The organism is Kineosporia sp. NBRC 101731 (assembly GCF_030269305.1).
Classification (GTDB): domain Bacteria; phylum Actinomycetota; class Actinomycetes; order Actinomycetales; family Kineosporiaceae; genus Kineosporia.
The window spans coordinates 186,563-203,368 of sequence record NZ_BSTC01000006.1 but is presented as its reverse complement, the minus strand read 5'-3'; the positions used below and the strand labels follow the sequence as shown (position 1 = coordinate 203,368).

At 62.8% G+C, this 16,806-nt stretch carries 11 protein-coding genes; 5 read left to right on the top strand and 6 right to left on the bottom strand.

The window, feature by feature from the left end; all coding sequences use genetic code 11:
- Window positions 1-246: 246 nt before the first annotated feature.
- On the top strand, window positions 247-1,710 hold the full coding sequence (locus QSK05_RS18735) for a tyrosine-type recombinase/integrase (protein WP_352301902.1): 1,464 nt from the start codon (window positions 247-249) through the stop codon (window positions 1,708-1,710).
- Window positions 1,711-1,900: 190 nt separating this feature from the next.
- Here the strand turns inward: QSK05_RS18735 and QSK05_RS18730 are convergent, their stop codons facing one another.
- The 4 genes from QSK05_RS18730 to QSK05_RS18715 all read right to left on the bottom strand — a co-directional run bounded on the left by QSK05_RS18730 (window position 1,901) and on the right by QSK05_RS18715 (window position 10,828).
- Window positions 1,901-4,741 (bottom strand): pPIWI_RE module domain-containing protein, encoded by a 2,841-nt coding sequence (locus QSK05_RS18730; RefSeq protein WP_285598531.1) that lies wholly within the window; start codon window positions 4,739-4,741, stop codon window positions 1,901-1,903.
- 31 nt (window positions 4,742-4,772) lie between these two features.
- On the bottom strand, window positions 4,773-8,171 hold the full coding sequence (locus tag QSK05_RS18725; RefSeq protein ID WP_285598530.1) for a pPIWI_RE_Z domain-containing protein: 3,399 nt from the start codon (window positions 8,169-8,171) through the stop codon (window positions 4,773-4,775).
- Between the two features lie 79 nt (window positions 8,172-8,250).
- Window positions 8,251-9,405, bottom strand: a complete 1,155-nt coding sequence (locus tag QSK05_RS18720) for a pPIWI_RE_Y domain-containing protein (RefSeq protein WP_285598529.1) — start codon at window positions 9,403-9,405, stop codon at window positions 8,251-8,253.
- The gene (locus QSK05_RS18715; protein ID WP_285598528.1) at window positions 9,380-10,828 is read right to left on the bottom strand and encodes a PD-(D/E)XK nuclease family protein; all 1,449 of its coding nucleotides are present in this window, start codon (window positions 10,826-10,828) and stop codon (window positions 9,380-9,382) included. The genes QSK05_RS18720 and QSK05_RS18715 overlap by 26 nt, the downstream gene beginning before the upstream one ends.
- Window positions 10,829-11,262: 434 nt before the next feature.
- Between QSK05_RS18715 and QSK05_RS18710 the strand changes: the two genes are divergently transcribed.
- Window positions 11,263-11,826, top strand: coding sequence for an HD domain-containing protein (locus QSK05_RS18710; RefSeq protein ID WP_285598527.1), 564 nt, complete (start codon window positions 11,263-11,265; stop codon window positions 11,824-11,826).
- A gap of 4 nt (window positions 11,827-11,830) precedes the next feature.
- On the opposite strand, the gene QSK05_RS18705 is transcribed toward QSK05_RS18710, so the two are convergent.
- Together QSK05_RS18705 and QSK05_RS18700 are read right to left on the bottom strand one after the other, a co-directional pair.
- Window positions 11,831-12,298: an NUDIX hydrolase gene (locus QSK05_RS18705; RefSeq protein WP_285598526.1), complete on the bottom strand. Its 468-nt coding sequence runs from the start codon at window positions 12,296-12,298 to the stop codon at window positions 11,831-11,833.
- A gap of 10 nt (window positions 12,299-12,308) precedes the next feature.
- The gene (locus QSK05_RS18700; protein WP_285598525.1) at window positions 12,309-13,058 is read right to left on the bottom strand and encodes a DUF5919 domain-containing protein; all 750 of its coding nucleotides are present in this window, start codon (window positions 13,056-13,058) and stop codon (window positions 12,309-12,311) included.
- Window positions 13,059-13,156: 98 nt separating this feature from the next.
- On the opposite strand from QSK05_RS18700, the gene QSK05_RS18695 reads away from it, so the two are divergent.
- From QSK05_RS18695 to QSK05_RS18685, 3 genes are all read left to right on the top strand, one after another.
- Window positions 13,157-13,846, top strand: coding sequence for an HAD family hydrolase (locus tag QSK05_RS18695; RefSeq protein WP_285598524.1), 690 nt, complete (start codon window positions 13,157-13,159; stop codon window positions 13,844-13,846).
- A gap of 329 nt (window positions 13,847-14,175) precedes the next feature.
- Complete coding sequence (locus tag QSK05_RS18690; protein WP_285598523.1) at window positions 14,176-15,339, top strand: cytochrome P450; 1,164 nt, start codon at window positions 14,176-14,178, stop codon at window positions 15,337-15,339.
- Between the two features lie 38 nt (window positions 15,340-15,377).
- A complete protein-coding gene (locus QSK05_RS18685) occupies window positions 15,378-16,787 on the top strand; it encodes a preATP grasp domain-containing protein (protein WP_285598522.1) in 1,410 nt (469 codons plus the stop codon).
- The last annotated feature ends 19 nt before the right edge of the window (window positions 16,788-16,806 follow it).

Here is a 16,806-nt window from a genome sequence, read left to right as displayed (position 1 = left end):
ACATCAAAAACCCCAGGTCAGGAATCTGACCTGGGGTTTTTCCGGGTGGGCGATACTGGGTTCGAACCAGTGACCCCTGCCGTGTGAACGCGGTTCCGACGTCTTCCAGCTCTTCGGCCCGCGATCATCCAGATTGATAAAGTGCAGGTCATAGGGCATTTCTGGTTCGCAGGCGTCCGGTCCCATTCGGAGGAGTCCGGCAGCGTCTGCCCCCAAATTGCCCCCAGGCCGATCTTAGGGATGAGCATGGCGTGGGTTGAGGAACGAGTCGGCCGGAGCGGGAAGATCACCTACACGGCTCGCTACCGTGATAAGAGGAACCGCCGTCGGGTGGCCGGCACCTTCTCCTCCTACCGGGCGGCGGAGCGCGCCGGGAACGCTGCGGAGAACAGCACCGCTGCGGCACAGGTCGGCGATCCCCGCCGGGGTCGGCAGACCCTGGAGGCCTACGTCGAGACCCAGTGGTTCCCCAACCACGTCATCGAGGCCAGCACCCGCGAGACCTACCGGAACCGGCTCGACCTCTATGTGATCCCTGAGCTCGGGACGATGCGGATGCAGGAGATTCTCTCCAGTGACCTCCGGGCGTGGATCACGACCCTCCAGGGGCAGGACTACGGCGCGTCCCCTGCCACGATCGCCAAGTGCAAGGTGATCGTGGACGCCATCTTCACGACGGCGTTCAACGATCAGATCGTTCCGGTCCACCCTGGCCGTGGAGTGAAGACCCCGCCGGTCCCGACCCGGCCGCGCCGCATCCTGACTCCGGAGATGTACGACCGCGTGCACCTCGCCCTGCCTGGCGAGACGATGCGTCTGCTGGTCGAGACCGACATCGAGTCGGGGCTCCGCTGGGGCGAGCTGACCGAACTCCGGCCCAAGGACCTCGACCTGCAGACCAGGATGCTCGTCGTCTCGCGGGCTGTCACCGAGCTGACATCCAAGGACCGGCCCGACGGTCAGCGCTTCATCGTCAAGGCTTACCCGAAGGACCAGGAGTACCGGTCGTTCAAGCTCAGCCAGCACCTCGTGGACAAGATCGCCCTACACATCGAGGCGCGAGGGGTCGGAGCCGACGACCTGCTCTTTGAAGCGCCCGAGGCCACTACCGCCCGACGGAGCCGGCCGGAAGTCCTCCCCGATCCCGAGACCCTCGGGCGGACCGAGCCGAATGCTCAGGGACGCACCTTCCTCCACGGCACCACGTCCGCTTACGGCCCGGGCAAGTGCCGATGCCAGTACTGCAAGGACGCCGTCGCGGCGTACCGGGCGCAGCGTCGAGCCGGAGGGAAAGATGCTCCGCGGAAGCCGCGGGCGGTGGCCACCGACGGGCACATCGGCCGCGGGTGGTTCCGGACGAACATCTGGATGAAGGCGCTCGCCAAGGCCGAGCTCGGCTTTCATGTGACGCCGCACGGACTGCGCCACGCTCACGCTTCATGGCTGTTGGCCGGCGGGGCTGATCTGCAGGTGGTGAAGGAACGGCTCGGGCACGCGTCGATCAGCACGACCGAGCGGTACCTGCACACTCTGCCGAACGCTGACGAGACAGCCCTCGACGCGTTGGCGGTCATGCGGCATGGCGCCCGGCCTGTGACCGAGCCCCAGACTAGCCAGGAGCGTGAGGCCGAACTCGCTGAGCTGGAACAGCTTCGGGCGACAGTTGCGAAGGTTAGGCAGCTCCATGAAACGCTTGGTCTTGCGATTTGATCCCTGATGCTGGGCGGACGCTGGTGGCCATGGGACATCCGCCACAACCACCAGCTTCCGCGTATGTCGAAGAACCAGATGTATCGTCTGGCCACGAACGCCCATGCGACTTAGTCCGCTCGCGGCCAGAAACTACCTCCCGCTAAATGCTTTCCTGGGAATGGCCTTTGGCATCTAGCGCTCCGCCAGGTCAGATGTCCAGTTCAAGCTGCACCTCTGGATCCGACTCCTCCTCGTCTTCCTCTCCATCATCTTCGATTGTGTCGTCCGCAGGCAGCGCGTACTGATTGGTCAGCCGAGCCAGATGCAAGATCAGTGGCCTACCAAGAGATTCCCGGTAGTCGTCCGAGCAGTGACGTTGCTGATGAAGGAAAGTCGCCCACGTAGAGGCCTTCTCGGCATCGGGTTTAGCCACTACGACAATCTCGAGAAGTTCGGCATTCCAAGCGTTTTTAGAGGGATCCAAATGGTTTCGGGCCTCACTCTCAGCACCGTCGACGCCGGACTCCGCCTTCTCCTGGTAGTGCGGTGTGAGCTTGGAATGGTCGACTCTGACCTTGTTATGAGTCCCCGGCTTATCAACAGTGCTGTAGAAGACCCTAGAGCCATCGTCAGCCTCTCCTCCGCTTGCCCTTTGCCAGAGCCCGTCGGAGATCCCGATGCGTTCATCTGCGTAGGCCCACGCTTGCGGCGTCTCCAGGCGATCGTTACCACCGACCCTGACGAGTCTCAGCTTCTTCCCGAAAGCAGTGATCCGTTGGGGTTTCAGGCCGGCGAGCTGCAGACGGTCCGGAATCATGTCCGAGTTCAGCATGGTCGGCAGTCGGTAGCGAATGTTATGTGTCTCTGTCACGACCAAAGTTTCGGTGCTCCGCAGGCTGGTCAAAGTTCTGCGAATGAAGGCAGCAAGCTGTTCCTTCTGTTGGTCTTCATTCGCTCGCGCAGCATGAAAATGAGCACCAGCAAGCCGCTTGAGGAGTTCAGGGTAAGGAACCCATTCATCCATGTCGCTGGTCTTGCCCATTACGCACTTCTCGTCAGGCTTAATAAGAACAGCGATTGGGGCAAAGACCTGATGACTGTTCGTGTCATCGTTGCGTCGCTTGACGACCCAGAATGCCAACTGGTGGAGAGATTCTGGCACTTCGTCACCGAGACGGTGTCGCGGGATGAATCGCTCACCCAGTTGCCGAAAGCCGTCCAACCAAGCCGCTTCAGCCCGAAGATTGTTGTTTTCGTCGGCGGCTTTCGGATCTTCCTCGTCGACCTTATCCGGTTGGACGAACTGGCTGACCATGCCAGCATCGGCACAGCCGATGCGAACAGCGAACTTTGGGTCGGTCGTTCGCTTATCGAAGTCGTCCCGTCCATCAAGCTCGACGAGAACGAGCTGGGGCGTATCGCCCGCCTCCTCGGCGATCTGAGCAACAGTCGAGGCGACAACACCACGTCGGATCTTGATCTGCTCGTCGTGCTTCTTGCCCTTTTGGGGAGTCGTCCCATCGCCGAGCGGACCACCCAGTTGGCCGAGTGGTCGCGAGTGTACGTTGAGCGTGAAACCGTCGACAGACCAAGTCCAGGAGCCGCGCCCGCTGGCGGTCCGGGCGGGGAGGTCCAACAGCCTCTGGACGGTGCCGAGTAGTCGACTCTGCATGCCGTCGCCCTCGCCCTGGAAGAGCAACACGACGCCAAGCGTTCCGCCGACAGCCTCGGCCAGTTGCTGCCTCCTCATCCTGGCATTTCCCTGTGCGATGGTGGCGTTCATCGCGCGCACATCTGCCTGGCGAGAGGTCACCTCCTCAATCTCGCTATCGGTCATGGAAGCCTTGGTCTTAGGTACCGACTTGAGTTTCGTGAACGACTGAATTCCTTTACCAGCTGGCATAACCCGGACGAGGGGCTCGTCGAGCCTAAAGCTGGGTTCCAAGCAGCGCCCGATCCATGACGTGAGCCTGCTGCGCTCCGCGGGCATGAGTCCTGGCCCCACCGGGTGACTCCGCCCCTTCATGGTCGTGTGGTAAGTGACCGCAGCAGTAACTCCGTCGCGGCCGTAGATCCAGGCTTCCGACTTGTGGGCAAGCTGATCGGGAGCGGGGAGATACTCCAAGGCACCTACGCGCGGAAGGATCTGTCCAACCCCTCCCTGCTTCCAGCCCATGTCCTTGGACTGCTTGTTCCAGAGCAGTTGAGCAACAGCAAATCTCTGCGGGATCGGAGCTCCGGCGACGAACGGGTTGCTGGACAGCATGTAGGTCGATGCTCCGTAGCGTCCCCGCGTACGAACTTCACCCAGAGTCCAACGACGAATGCCGGTGTGCACGTGCAGTCTCATCGCCGGATCGAAAGGTGTTGTTCGCAAGCCAATTTTGATTGTCGCGCTGTAGTACCAAGTAGTCTGATTAACGCCTCGCCCAGTGTGGTGCTGCAAGGGTGGCCAGGAGATCAGCTCCGCATACCCATTGGCGGGGTTGAGAGCCGTCTGGTGAAACTGGACACTGCCATTGTGATGCTCGTAGGCGGATCCGGCGATAAGACTTGCTGCATAGTCAGGGAGCAGACTGAAGAGATGCCGCTCCGGAACCGGAGTTCCGCCGGCGGAGAGCGTGCGTTCAGTGAGGCTGATCGATCGGGGTTCCCACTGGAGTGTGCCTGCTGAGTTAAGACGATCTATCGTCGGCAGAACAAGGGCTTTGCCCTCCTCACTCTTTGGCAGGTCATGGAGCCAGGCGTTAATGAAAGTAGCGAGTACCGGTTCAGGGAATGCCGCTGAAGCGAACAGCCAGGGGTGTTCCTCGCCAAGCTGAGCGCGGGTTGCCGTGGAAACAAGGTCCGGTGCCGCTGCTCGCAGAAGTGCGTTCAACCGTTGCAAGGGAACCTGTTTAGCGCGTGCACGCCACTCTTCGCTCCAGCCCGCGGTAAACAGGTCGAGGATCGGCCGACGCCAAGAAGTGGGGAAGGACAACGTCTGAAGGGGCAGGACGAGCTCGCGATCCGCGACGAACGCTGCGGGCTGTGTGTAGTCGTACCGCATGAGTGCCTCTCTGAGCGATGAGGTTTCGGACTTAGACCATGTCGTTGAGTGCGCGGTAGAGCGGGTCGTACAAGGCGTTGACCAGTGAACGATCGATAGGACTCTTCGTTGACTCTGGATCGAAGTACGGCTTCAGCTCCTCGAGCATGCTCAGTAGGAGGCTGGTGGCCGGAGTATCTTCCCCGGAAAGTCGAGCTTCACGTGGGGAAAAGGCACCGTCGACAAAGTAGACGCGCGCCGCGACCCCTCCACGGACGAGACGGCCGATGACTTGCCAAATGACGACGAGCTGATCCCAGGTGAAGGCGGACTTCTCTGTGTCCGGCAGGCTGGTCCAGGACATCCGACGAGTAAGGAATCGATGCCACTTCTTGGCCGCGGCGGCACGGAACTTGCGGCCGGCTTGGTCTGGACTGGCCGTGGCAAGGGCGGATTGGGCAAAGTGGCGCTCGGGTCCTCGGACCTGTCGGACAGCCCAGTCGTTGATCGACTGGGTAGCGAGGGCAATATCATCGGGCCGATGGTGCGGTCGGGCAAGGAAGTAGACACTGCCGATGGCTGCCTTTCCACCGGGCACGACGATGTTGTGGCCTCGCTCCACTGCCAGCAACGGAGCGATGAGCAGTTGCCCTCCGATGTCGGGGAACTGAGTGAGTTCGCCTCGGCGGAGATAGAGCTGGCCTGTCTCGGTCGGTAGGTTCGACCATGAATGGTCGAGATCCGTATCGTCCGACACCAAAATTGTTACGTTGCCGGTCCATTCGTGCTGTCGATTGAGGAAGTGCCCGGCCTGCTGAGCCTCTGCATAGCTCCCGACAAGCAGAAGAATGCGGCGGCGTTGAGGGTCCTCAATGTCGTCTAATTCCTGTTGCAGAAGCGATTTGGTTGCGGCCAAGCTGCGATCGGGAACAGCGAGCTGGTGAAGCATCTGTTCCAGCTCCTTGGGACGTTCCTCCGGGCTTGCCCCGGAGAGGCGCAAGGCGGTGGAACTCCCGGGCTTGGTCAGGAAGAGAGTCTGGAAGGTACTCTCCTTGATAGCCTCCACTTCGCTCTCATGGGGGCGCAAGATCGCATCGACTTGGGCGTGGATCTGGTAACGGCTCGATGTACCGGCCCAGCTGGTGGCCGACATCAGCAGGACGTTAGGGCCAGGACGGTTGTCGACCCGGGGAATGTTGTTGAGTTCCAGCAGTAATTCGCGTCCGACCCCGTTACACCGGAAGAAGCGAAGCTCGCCGCTCTGGTCGCCCTCTTCGTTACGGTCGCCGGCCTGGAACTGGAAACCCAAGACGTTACCCATAGGCGATTCGGGGACCACCGGCATGTAGTCGCGTGGAGGCCGACGAGATAGAGCGTTCGAGGTGGATTCGAGGTTGAGCGCAGCCTCGACTCGGGGCCAGAACGTGGTGACATGGTCGAGGCGGTCATGGAGGACCGCGAGAAGTAGGGTGAACTCGAACCGGTACAGGTTTGCGTCGAGATCGCCCGCGACAGAAGGGTTGTCCGGGACAAGTTCTTGGAGAAGCTTCTGAAGCCGTTCCCGTTGGAATTCCCGGGCAGCGCCACGGGTGATGTGCAGAAGCTCGGCCGCCATCGCTACGAGAGCGTTGACCAGATCCACGTCCGTATCGTCTGGTTCCCTGGCCCGCTGTGGCGTAAGGGGGGCGTCCCGGAAGCGGTCCAAGATGTTTCCCACCCGCAGGAGCTGTTCCCGATCGGAGCCTTGCGGGACCTCGTCGACCTCGGCTCCAGTGGAATGGCTTTCCTTGCGCGCCTTTCGCTGTTCGGGAAACCACTCATTGAGGAGCCATTGATGCATGGTGACCGCGCTGAAGTAATCCTGGACTATCCAGCGCCGGAGGGGGCCGTTGTTGATCAACATCGAGTAGATGCGGTCGGTTGCCGAGATCACGGTGTTGAGCGAGTTGGTCCAGTCATCGATCTCGGCGCTCGAGAGCTGCAACCGACCTTGGTTGGCCAACTCCGTGAGTTTGTGTTTTCCGACCTCGTCCAGCCATGACTCAGTCCCTCGGGCCACCAGCGTTGCTGCTGGTGCGAAAGCTGAATCGAGCTGCATCTGAACGCGGTCTGCTTCATCCACGATGATGAGATCGCTTCTTCGGCAGGCAAGTTCGAGGTATCTAAGATTCTCGCCGTTCAGGTGATTTGGCACTCGACTGTGCACAAGAGATGCCGGCGTAGCGACCCAGATCTGTGCCTCCACCAAACTGCGAGAGGCGCTGTGGCGTGGGCACGCGGACCACAGCGGGCAGCCGTGGCGCTTCGCCTTACGCACCCTTCGCCTCTTCCTTCCCGGTGTCGGCTCAGCCTTCGCGAGAGCCTCGCGTCGCTGCTCCTCTTCCTCAACCGCCTCGGCTGTGTATAGGCCTGTGCAGGGAGCTGCATTGATGGGGAGGGAGCGTCGAGCCTCGAAACCCCGTAGGGCATCGAGAGGGCAGGCGCTCGAAAGATGCTCGAAACCGGGGCTGTTGTGATTCAGCATGGTCTGGGTCGGGGACTCACTGCGCCTATGGACGCGATGAATATTTCGTTCCAGCGTCGATTGCCCCAGTACGGGGGATGCTTTCACCCCAAGGCGCCGAAACTGCTCGGTAATTGTGAGGACCTCGGCCACATCCCCTACGACGATGGTCGTCCTGCGCCGCTGTTCCCTCTTGGGGTGCTTCGCAAGGTGGTAGGCCAGGATGTCGCGAACTGTCGACTTGCCAGCGCCGACCATGCCCACCATGTTCATGAGGTGCTCGATGCGTAGCTGAGGCTGGGAGCGGAACGTCTGTGCCTGCTCGTCCCGCATGAGAACCTCGACTCGCTTGAGCCTTCGAGCCCAATCATTCTTCTTGCCATTAGTTTTGGACTCGGCTTCGTCCATTGCGCTGGCGGCATCTTCGAGTTCTGCGATGGTCACAGTGATCGGTTCGCCACCGCCCAACGGCATGTCGTCGAGAGGGTGCCCTACCAGTGGTTCGATGTCGAGCAGCTCAGTTGGAATGTGAACTGAGTGGCGCTGGTCGCGCACGTGGAAGATGTGATCGCCTGATCCTGCGATGGGAAGACTCCGCTTTTCGACAGGCGGTGCTTCGGTAAGTAGCCGGAGGTAGGTCGTTTCGCGGTCGTGAGCCCGGGCCGGTTGCAGCTTGCGTGGTAGATCGTCGACGCTGTCGAAAGCGTACTGACGCAGCCGTATGTCGACATCGAGATAGGCGCTCAGCGCGTTTCGCCAGGCGTAACGGCGGCTCCGGTCCCAGAGAAAGTGGCGCCCGCGGCGGATCATCATGCGGGCTTCGGCGGTACGAACATCCCCGAAGACTTCTTCGTAGGGATAGCCGCTGAGTAGCGTCCAGAAGTCGCCGACCGGCCGCTTCGGGAGGACGGTAATTCCGAGGAACAGGGCCAGCTCGATGTCCAGCATGTCTCCGACGTTGAAACCTGCTCGTGTTTCCCATACCTCGTTGAGCTCGCCAGAGAGCTCCTGGTGCCAGCTGCTGCGGTCACGCATCTCTCAGGCCCCCCTCGGAGATCTTCTTCAACTGGGTCAACCTGTTGGACAGTTTCCTGAGGAAGGCTCTGTCGCTGAGGAGAGTCACACGATCCTTGACCTCGGGTGGGCAGTAGTGATTGAAAGTGATCCGATAGCCGTCGCGGTCGTCGAATCGATACTGGGGGACGACAAGGAACGCGTGGTTGTACGGCGGGTCGGGCCTGAACACAGTGGCGGTGTTGCCCAGTAAAGCGGGATTGGCGCGATCCTTGACATCGATCGCCCAGACTTGGCGATCAGGGAGAGTGATTCTGAGGTCGTAAGCGTCACAGCCCGGCCACATCTCGGGGATGAGACCTTTAGCGATCAGCTTCTTCTCCAAGTCGATCTCGGCGATCCCCGGTCCGGTAATGAAGGTTCGTAATGGTGCCCTCAGCTGGTAGATGCCGTTGGTCTCCCGGCCGTCGAGAAGCCGACCCGGCGTTGCGCTCCCCTCTCGCCGACAACGGTCCAGCTCACACCGCCAAGACGATCCGGAAGGTTTCAGCAAGCAGCTGCAGCGGGAGCAGACGGCGAACCGGCCATCATCACCGCGGTAGGCGGCCGGTGCCGGCTCGTAGCAGCGGTTGACCGTTTCCATCACCACTCCCAGTTCGGGCCTTGTGCCCAGGAGCGTGGCCTTCTCATGGCCGGACAGGACTGGCTGCTCGATCAGCAGGCGCCGGAAGGCCGTGTATGAACGAGGAGAGCGGGCCGCCTGACAGGTGGCAAAGACTTCACGGATGATGTCGTTCTCGAAAATCTCCGCCGCCGTGTCAGGAGCGGTCACCTCCCATTCGCGACACAGCTGTGTGGGAACACCGGTTTCCGGGTCGACGAGGAACTCATCGAACTTCTCCGCGTCGGCGGGCAGGTCGAAGGGCCATTGTCCGATGGAGCGCTTGGTCGCCCAGCTCGACATGTCCGCGACGCTGAAGGGAGGTGCGACCCGCTGTTGAAGGCAGCGGAGCACGAGGTGGTTGTATGCCTTCAGAACCCGGTCCGAGTAGACGGGGTCGGGTGAGCGGTTATGCCGCGATAGCTCTACCAGCGCGGTGGCGACCATGTGCAGCAGCATCACGCCGGTGAAGACGGATAGGTCAGGTGCTCGGCTTTCGGTAGGCACTGGGTGTGGTCTCCTCGGACAAGCTCGGCGGATCCGGAACCTCCGCGCTCGGACACCACTTGCTTACAGGACAGGTCCGACAATCTTGGCTCGGAGTGGGAGCGAAGGATGAGTCACTTCGCCAAGGGCTTGCCAGGTCTCTGATGACCGCCTCGGCCTGCGCGAAAGTCTCGGTATCGGCCGGATCGATGGGTATGAGGTCAGAGTGAGTTGGACGGAGGATCTCGAGTTCGACTCTCGATCCTTCAACAAAACCGCCGAGCAGCCCCCGTCCGAGAATGCCGACTGCGAGCGCGACCTGCGGGTATTCCGCAATGACATCGTCGCTAGCCTGCTCACGGCTAGTAGTCTTTGTCTCCCGCCAGACCCATGAACCGTCGTCCTGGTAGACGAGGTCGCACTTGGCCGCCACGAGTACCTGAGCAACCGTGTCGTGCAGCATGAAGGTCTTCTCGAGAGTCAGGTCTGAAATTTCCCGCCTCAAGGGGCAGACCTCGGGATGATGGCTGAGCATGCGCCGCCCGGTTTCATCGGCTCGTGAGTCGAGGTCCCAACGAGCGTCCGACCAGCCTGGGGTTGTCGGCATGTCCGCGGCCAGGCACGGGCCGTTCTCCTCGCGATGGCGGTTTTCCAGGTACTCGTGAACGGCCTGCCCGAGCCGGGCTGCCATGGAGTACTCGTTGAAACGAGGAAGATGTGCGGCACTGCTGAGAAAGTACTGAGCTGGGCACTTGGCGTAGTAGCGCAGATCGCTGATGGACACTTGCCGCAGGCGTTCCTGAGAACGAATTCCCAAGAGGCCAGGGGCCCGAACGACCTCGTCGCATGAGGTGAGCAGCCGACAGTCGAAACACTTTCCAGGTTCGCGATGGTGGCCGTACGCCAGTCGGCCAGCGGCAGAGCGCCCTGCATGATCGTACGTGGTCGTCGCATCGTCCACTGATCCGGTGAACCACACATGCTGGGTGCCCTCGACCAGATCGACCTCCACTACCTTGACCTGGCTCACGTTCTCAGCCTCACGCACGGCAAATTTCTGCTGCCACTGGCCGAACCGGAGCTGAGGAGCGGGCGAGCCGACGGCGGTCGTGTACGCGGCTACTGCTCGTTCGCCGTCGCTTCGCTGACGAGTGCCACCCCGCCCCTGCCGGAGGAGCCGGACTTCCCGCGTGCCTCCGTCCCGGGAGCGGTAGCGACGGCCCCAGGTCCAGAGTTCCCTAACGCCGGCATCGCGGTGCTGAACGACCCACTGGTCATGCACAGGCAGCAGTTGCTCGGAGCTGCCGGTCGCGTCGAGGTACTTCTGGACCGCGCTGGCGACGAATACGTGCACGCCTTCGTGCAAGGACTTTCGCTCGAAGACTTCGGCAAGCGCTACTTCCACGGATTGATGCTTGAACTCGATTTTGTCCAAGACCTCCATGACGACACCGATAGGGAGCGGCTGCTTTTCCAGCCTCGGCGGCACGTGAGACCACAGGGCAGGGCGTGCCTTGACGGCCAAGTAGAGATCGCAACTTCGGTCCACACGGTCCATAGCGCCGGCGGAGATACGGATCGGCGAAACACTGCCGGTAAGAGCCGGAGGCGCGACCCAGGACGAGGGCTGACGCGCGGACGTTAGTCGCCCGTCGGCATTCTCGAGTTGGTCACCGGCGCCGGACTCGGTCCCTGTTCCCTGGGGTATCGACATTCCATCCCGCGATGAGAAGTGATGCTCGGGTCGACATATTCGCCTGGGTGGTAGCTCCCGGTACTATATGCCTGACATTGAGTGAGAATCGTACATAGATCCTCTCGGGTACCGAAGACTGATCGCCTATACCCGCAGTTCGGTAGGATCGGGAGGGGATCTTCATGATGACCACGGTGGCCAGCGCCCGGTCACTTGCGGAAAGTCAGCTAGGAGAAGTGCTTCCGCGTCGCTGGGCTCACTCGTTGGGAGTTGCCGACCGGGCGCAGCAGTTGGGACCCCTGCTGCAAGATCGGGCCGATGTTCTTGAAGCTGCAGCGGTGCTGCACGACATCGGGTACACACCGAACCTTGTAGCCACCGGCTTTCATCCGCTCGACGGGGCCCGGTTCCTTCAGTCAAATGGAGTCGATGAGCTGGTTGTTCGTCTTGTGGCGAACCATTCCTACGCGCTCCTCGAGGCCGAGGAGCGTGGCCTGCGTGATGTGCTCAGTTCCGAGTTCCCGCTCGTCGACCAGCCGTTGCTGGTGGACGCGCTGGTGTTCTGCGACATGACCACCACGCCCGACGGCCTGCCCACCAGCACTGAGGAGCGGGTTGACGAGATCTTGTCCCGCTACGGGCAGGAGAGCATCGTCGGCCGGTTCATCCGCCGGGCCGCGCCGGAGATCCATGCCAGTGTGGATCGGATCCGGACGGCCGCCGCAACCGCGGGCGTCGTGCTCTGAGGCCTTACCCGAGGTAGGGGTAGGTGCCGGCCAGGTAGTGGCCGATCTGCTCGTGCATGCTCGGGTGGATGTCGAGGTCGGTCAGGTTCTCGGGGTTGACCCAGCGCACGCCGTCGGCTTCGTCGTTGATGGTGGGCTCGCCGCCGATCGGGCGGCCGATGTAGGCGACCTCGAACTGCTGGCGGACTTCGCCGTCGGTGTAGGCGACGATGTGGGACGGGTTGGAGTAGACCCCGAGGAAGCCGGTCACCTCGGCGATGATGCCGGTCTCTTCCTCGCACTCGCGCACCGCGCACTGGGCCGCGCTCTCGCCGATGTCCTGCGCGCCACCGGGGAGCGCCCACTGGCCGGTGTCGCGGCGTCGCTGCAGGAGGATCTCGCCGGCTTCGTTGACGACGAGCAGGTTGCTGGCCGGCACCAGGGAGTTGGCCTTGGGGGCGGTGTTGTCGTAGTAGTACTCGGTCCTGCCCATGATGGTGCTCCTACTTCTCGGGCGCCCAGGGACGCGTGGTGCTCCAGATGGCGTCGAAGCTCTGCTCGTACCGGTCGAACCATTCGGCGTCGGTGCCGTCGTTCCGTCTCAGCTGGAACAGCGGGTTGGCGCTGGCGGGCTGCCCCCAGATGTGCGGGTTGACCAGGAGTTGGTCGTCGTACCGGAAGAGCGAGTTGTACAGCGTGGTGTCGTGGAGGTGAACCTCGCAGCCGGGACGACCGACGAGCGTTCGGTAGTACGTCAGCGAGGCGCGGATCTTGGCGGCCAGGCTCTCACCGATTCCCTCTTCCTCGCCCCTCAGTCGGACGGCCTGGCCCTCCGGGTCTCCGAAGCACAGCCGGATGCGGGCACCGGCCTCGGCGCGTTCCTGCAGCATGCGGGCGATGTGCGGGTTGGTCTGGGCGAAGAAGGTGCCGGAGAAGACCAGCACGTCGATGTGCTTCGAGGCCCCTCGCAGCAGCTCCAGCCACAGGTCACGTGGAACGCTGGCGCGGTTGGCGAAGGCGGCCACGATCTCGCTCGTCGCGGTGGAGGCTCCTGCCGCGTTGTCCGGTGCTTCGGGCCAGAGGTGCTCCTCGTCCAGGCCGAGCAGATGAGCGATGCTCCAGCGGTGCCGTCGTTGGGGCACACGTCCGCTGACCCATCGGCTGGCGGTCTTGGGATCGACGCCGCACTCGGCCGCGACTTCTGCCACGGTCAGCCCCCGCTGCACCAGAGCGGAACGCAATCGCTCGTTCACTCAGCACAGCAAACCCGAGGTCTGGTATCGGGCGCAAGAGCGCATTTCAACCATGGTGCACTCTGCCTTCGCCCCCTGGCGTCCTACGCTGGGGCAGCGTGCCGCTCATCGTGCTCTGGGACATCGACCACACGCTGATCGAGAACAACGGCGTGAGCAAGCAGATCTACGCCGATGCCTTCACCCGCCTCACCGGCCGACCACCTCTTCACCGTGCACGGACGGAGGGGCGAACCGACAGGCTCATCTGCCGACAGATGTTCCTCGACCACGGCCTTGAGCCTCCGGGCTGGAACGTCGTGGCTCCTGCCCTGAAGGCTGCTGGGGCCGGCATGGAAGCCGAGCTGGCTCGCAGGGGCGAAGTACTTCCCGGTGTTCGAGACGTCCTCATGCTCGCGGCTGCGGAACGGAACTTCGTTTCGTCCGTCCTGACGGGCAACATCGCAGCCAACGCCCTGGTCAAGGTTCGGGCCTTCGGGCTCGATGGCCTGCTGGACCTGGAGTGCGGGGCCTACGGCGAGCATTCCGAAGATCGCGGGGCGCTGGTCGAGGTTGCGAGGAGACGGGTCCACCAGCATCACGGCTTGCCCCTCGCTACGCCGGTCGTGCTCATTGGAGACACTCCTCGTGATGTGCAGGCGGCGAAGGATGCTGGGGCTCACGTCATCGCCGTCGCGACCGGCGTGGACAGCGCTGAAACGCTCCGTTCGGCCGGCGCACCCTTGGTGCTCAGCGACCTCCGGGAAGGTTCCAGCTTGATCGACTACCTGCACTCGCTCAGCCACTGAGAACCCGGGGGACGTTCCGGGACGTCCCCGAAACGTCCCTCGGCGAGGTTCGTCGTCCCTGCCTTCTCAGGCATTCTCAATGAGGTCGCCGGAGGCCGAATCCCTCCTCGGCCACCGGTACGCAAACGAACTCGGCTCTGATTGGTGAGGCTGTCGTCGGAGCCGAGTTCGTGTCCGGTTCGACCGCCGCTCGCCTCAGGATTCTGCTTCGACGGGAGGAGGTTCGTGATGTCCTACGACCACTGATTCTGCGGCCGGCCCGGAGCGCCTCAATCTCCGGGCCGGGCGAAACCCCGCCCACATCAGCCAAATCCACGGGGAGGCGAGCCGTGCTTGTCGTTGATCGGTACAACCCGCTGGACGCCAGCACCTTGGCGAACCCCTACCCGCTCCTGAGCGACCTGCGACGCGAAACTCCGGTCTTCTGGCATGAGGGAATGCAGTCTTGGGTGCTGACACGGTACGCGGATTGCGTCCGGGTCCTTCGCGATCATCAGACCTTCGCCCGCGACCCGCGTCGCAACGGACGAGACGTCCCGGCCGAAAGCCAGAGCGTCCAGACCCTCGACCCTCCCGAGCAGGGTTACATCCGATCGCTTTTCATGAATGCCCTGCACGCCCAGCCCTTGTCGGCGATGGAGGAGCGCACGCGCCGGTTCGCCAAGCAGCGATTGGACGAGCTCACGGACAGGGACGAGTTCGACGTCATCGCGGAGCTCGCGGTGCCCCTGTCCCTGTCGTTGATGGGAGATCTACTGGGGGTGCAGACCCCTCCGTACCAAGAGTTCGCAGAGATTTCGGACGCCATCATGCGCAGCATGGACGGCGGACTGAACCCCGCTCTGATCGAGCCAGGGCGGAAGGCCCGCCAGGAACTGAGCGACCTGGTCGATGGCTGGTACGCCGGGCAGCGAGGTACGGGGCTCCTGGCCCAGGTTCGTCGAGCGACCAGCGATGACAAAGAACTCGTCCAGCTGTACGTGAAAAACACTGCCCGCGTGATGTTCCAGGGTGGATACAGCACCATGTCCGCGGCCATCGGCAACTCCATCGGGGTCCTTCTCGCTCACCCTGAGATCCTGGAAGGGCTTCGAGAAGGTGGTCTCTTGGGCACCGCCGTTGACGAACTGGTCCGGTTCGACGGTCCAGTGCAGGGAACGACTCGCGTCGCGCTGGTTTCTGCCCGCATCAGTGGAGTTCAGATCACGCCAGGGCAGAAGATTATTCCGTTGTTCGTCGCGGCCAATCGCGACCCGGATGCCTTCGCGGAGCCGGACCGTATCCTTCCTGAGCGCTCCCCGAATCCTCACCTCGGGTACGGCTGGGGAACCCACGCCTGTATCGGGACGACCGCCGCTGCCGCGGGATTGCGCGCGCTGATCTCTGCCCTCGCTGACCATCCAGCCCATTTGGAGCCGGTGAGCACAGGGAAGCGGCGTCCAACAGCAACGATGCGAGCCTTCGACGTCCTACCGGCAGCACTCCGCATCTGATCTCAATTCGAATCGATTTCAGCGCTATTGGGGACTCCATGAGAATCCTGATCGGCAACCACATCGACCCGTCGATCCGCGAACGCACGGACATGAGGGCCTGGACCCAACGCGTCCTCTGGTTCGCTCACCCGGGAGACCTGATCCTGCTGTGCTGCCAGCCTGACGCCGGTTTCCTCGAGTACGCCCTCGTCCATACCGGCGTTCCTCGTGCTGAACTGACCATCATCGTCGCTCCTGCTGGAACTTGGGGCAACAAGGTCCTCGATCCGATGTCTCTCGAAAACCCCGATCTAATAGCAGAGGTCCGGGCCACGCTGGGGCCATCGGGAACGGCGACAGTCGACGAGATCTTTGCTCTGTGGCCGTCGGCATCGGTAGCGCGGTTCGCTGACGCGATCGGTATCAGCGCCCAGTTTCCCGGCGCTGCCTTCTTCGCTCAGGGAGGAGGCGAGCTCGGCAACAACAAGGCCAACTTTCGAGCACTGGCCGCCGCAGCTGGAGTCCGGATCCCCGTCGGCCGGGTCTGCCGAAGCCAGGTCGAAGCCGTGGCCGCCACGAACGCACTGCTGGAACGGTCGGGCGATCGCGCCGTCATGGTGAAGCAGGCACACAACGGCGCCGGCGTCGGCAACCAGTTGCTGGTCCGCGACCCGCGCCTGCTCGTGGACCACGTCGGCGCACGCCACCTTCACCATCTAGCGCCCGGAACGAGCGGTGTCGAAGCGTACTGGCGCGAGCGATGGAGTTGGGCCAGCACCAACGGCCGCTGGCCCGTGGTCATCGAGGAGTTCGCGGTGAACGCATCCGCGGTCTACTCCGAGCACTACGCCTCCGACGACGGCACTCACCCGACAGAGACAGGGCACCTGATCTACGTGGCCCGCCGCCTGAGCCATCAGGTCGTGCCGCTGTCTCCCGACGTGCCCGAGCAGACCCGAACCGCACTCTTGGACGGCGGCGCTCGCCTGGCCGAGGCGTACCGCGCCTTCGGCTACCGCGGGTACCTCAGCGCCGATGCGCTGGTGCTGCCCGACGGCCAGGTGGTGTTCACCGAGGTCAACGCCCAGGTCTCCGGGTCGCTGCACATCTACCAGACGATCGCCCACCAGATCGTTGACGTGAACGCCGAGCCTCGGCGCAGCGTCGTGGAGTATCACGTCCCGCCCACGTGGGTGGTCCCCAGCTTCGACACGTTCCTGACTGCGCTGGACGACCTGGATCTGCGCTACGACGACGTGACCCGGTCCGGAGTGATCGTGTCCATGCCGGCCATTCCGCTGACACCAGGAGCGCCGGTGCAGTTCGTCTTCTGCATCGCCTACGACCCTGCCGTCGGCTACGAGGAGTCCTTCGGGCGCCTCGACGAACGCTTCGCAGCGATCCCCGCCGACGCGATCGACCCCAGCCAGCACGTGGGAACCACTGTGCTGAACTTCTCGTCGTAAACCCTCTTCAGATCAGGAG